This window comes from Endozoicomonas atrinae (assembly GCF_001647025.1).
Taxonomy (GTDB): domain Bacteria; phylum Pseudomonadota; class Gammaproteobacteria; order Pseudomonadales; family Endozoicomonadaceae; genus Endozoicomonas; species Endozoicomonas atrinae.
Genome location: NZ_LUKQ02000465.1, coordinates 1 through 2,270, shown reverse-complemented (window position 1 = coordinate 2,270; position 2,270 = coordinate 1). Strand labels below are relative to the sequence as shown.

Annotated in this window: 1 protein-coding gene and 1 pseudogene; both read right to left on the bottom strand. The window is 44.8% G+C overall.

Annotated elements, in window-relative coordinates; genetic code table 11:
- Positions 1-1,142: 1,142 nt before the first annotated feature.
- A complete protein-coding gene (locus tag AK963_RS27955) occupies positions 1,143-1,952 on the bottom strand; it encodes a hypothetical protein (RefSeq protein ID WP_066018586.1) in 810 nt (269 codons plus the stop codon).
- Between the two features lie 142 nt (positions 1,953-2,094).
- A pseudogene (locus AK963_RS32685) lies at positions 2,095-2,270 on the bottom strand (IS256 family transposase); the annotation flags it as partial.

Here is a 2,270-nt window from a genome sequence, read left to right as displayed (position 1 = left end):
GTAAACGGCTGAAGTCGGCAAGATCATCCTGAGTTTTAATCTGACTGGCTATTTGATCTACCAGTTTTTCGTTGATTTCAACGCTCATTGTTATTCTCCATTTTGGAGTATTAACGACAAGCGTTTAAACAATTTAAATTACATTCCCATGAAATGCAAGCCCCCAGAAGAGACAATGTGTATACCGTCTGGACCAAAGGGGAGCAATCACAGTCAATCCACTGATGATACCCAGAGGAAGAAAATTATAGAGTTCATGAACGGTGAGATGATTGATTTCACCCAATGCGAGATAGCTGGAAGATATGTAAGTGAAAGGCCAGAAAACCAACAGCAATATAAAAATAACAATGCTTTTTAAACTTGTCATGATCTTTTCTCTACTGCTGACCAGAGAAGTAACTCAGCAAGGTGTTCTCATATCAGTCAGCCTGTTATTCATGATAAAAACGTTGGCAATCTTACACCAAGCAATTTTCCCACCAACATAACTGAAATCAATAAACTGGTTACTTAGGGGGCGTTCTCAATTAGCCATGAGTCCAGTTGATCACTCATGCATTCAGGCAATACCCAAAGGGCATAAAGGCGAACGGTGCAGGGCATGGTGGTTCCATGTTCAAGCCGTTCAACACAGCATGAATGCGTGTGTGATCAACCCGGAGGGCCACCCATGGTTTGTGCCATTCTGCGTTGCTCACTACTTATGTGGAATAACCACACTTCGTAGTTCACGCCTTGCCTGACACAAACCATGGGTGGCTGGTCACATGTCTAATTGAGAACGCCCCCTAGGAATATGAAACACTTTTCCCTGGATCTCGCTGTCTCCCCCGCGACTCAAGGCAACACTATGGTGGTATTTTGAAAGGATTGGCCTTTATGCCATTCAGGGTATTCTTGCAATGCCACGCTTCGTAGCCCTTGAAGGAAGTATGACAGGAAGCCCTGACTCGTTGAGCTTGCAATAAAACGTCAACAGAATCTGGAGAAGTAGCAAAGGATGGAGTCATCTGTAAGATGATGGGGCAATAAGAGAAAGCCACAACGCTTGGACTCGGAAAAACCCGGTACCCGCATAAGCAGGTACCTGAGGAAATGGCTGAAGTCCTTAACAGCCAAAGACAGCATATTAAAACCAATTATTGCCCTGGTGGTGGCATCAACCCTTCTGGAAATTCCATATTATTGGGTATCTGCATCTGCTGCATTACCTGATTGATAGACTCTCTGATGCTGTCAATCATTGCCTTATAGCCAACATCAAAGCCTCGGTAAAAAGCAAGCTCTGTATTCTTCAGGTCTCCTGAAGGTTGAACAATAGCAGGCTGCTTTCCTTCTGGGTTTTCCCCTCCAAAAAATGCTTCCATGGAAGTTGGTACGGTCAAAGCAACACGCCCACCAGTCATATAGCCATCGATAAATCGCCCCTTAACAAAGGGATTACCATCGCTACCCGCCCCACTGGAGCGATAGGCATCTGCCGCTTCACACCAGCGATCTTTATACTCACTGGCTAAATCAGTGGAGCCACAGTTGTACTCAAACACACCCATGGCGTCTGTAATAGAAAGATAACCATCACGATACCCCATGTCATATGCTGGCTCAGGCTGGCTATCGACACCAAACAGACCCAACTTGCTATCATCAGCCTGACTGGCCTGAGCATAACCTTCGCGGAATCCTTTAAGATAAATCAGAAAATCATCAGAACTGGGGGACTGACCTCGCTTTTCGAACTGCTCCTTCGCTTCACACCAGGTTTGTTCCAACACGCTTATTTTGCCAAGATTACTGCAGGAGTAGGATTCAGCTCCTTTTTCGACACTGGATAGGTCTTCATAGACTACCGTTGACACCTCTGGACATTCAGGCGCTTTATTACAGCCCTGCAACATGGCCAGAATTGTAACTACTGGCAAAAATGCCGCCAGAAAATACTTCCGCATTTAATTGCTCCTTTCCAGAAACTGATGAACTTGTTATTCAGTACAGTTTTGACGGGACTGAATAAATATAGTTCAGTTTTTTTTCAGGTTTTGGCGGAATCAAGAGCCTGTAAATAATTCTGTGTAAACGCCACCAAAACTATTACTCCTTGAACCGGTCAGGAAACATAATTTCAAACCGGTTCATGGCTGCTTTCCAGTTCCTGATCGGCATGGTCCATTTCTCGGAAGCTTTTTCCATGGCCAGATAGATTACCTTCATGACTGACTCATCAGTCCGAAAAATCTTCCGGTTCTTGATCGCCTTACGAATGACGC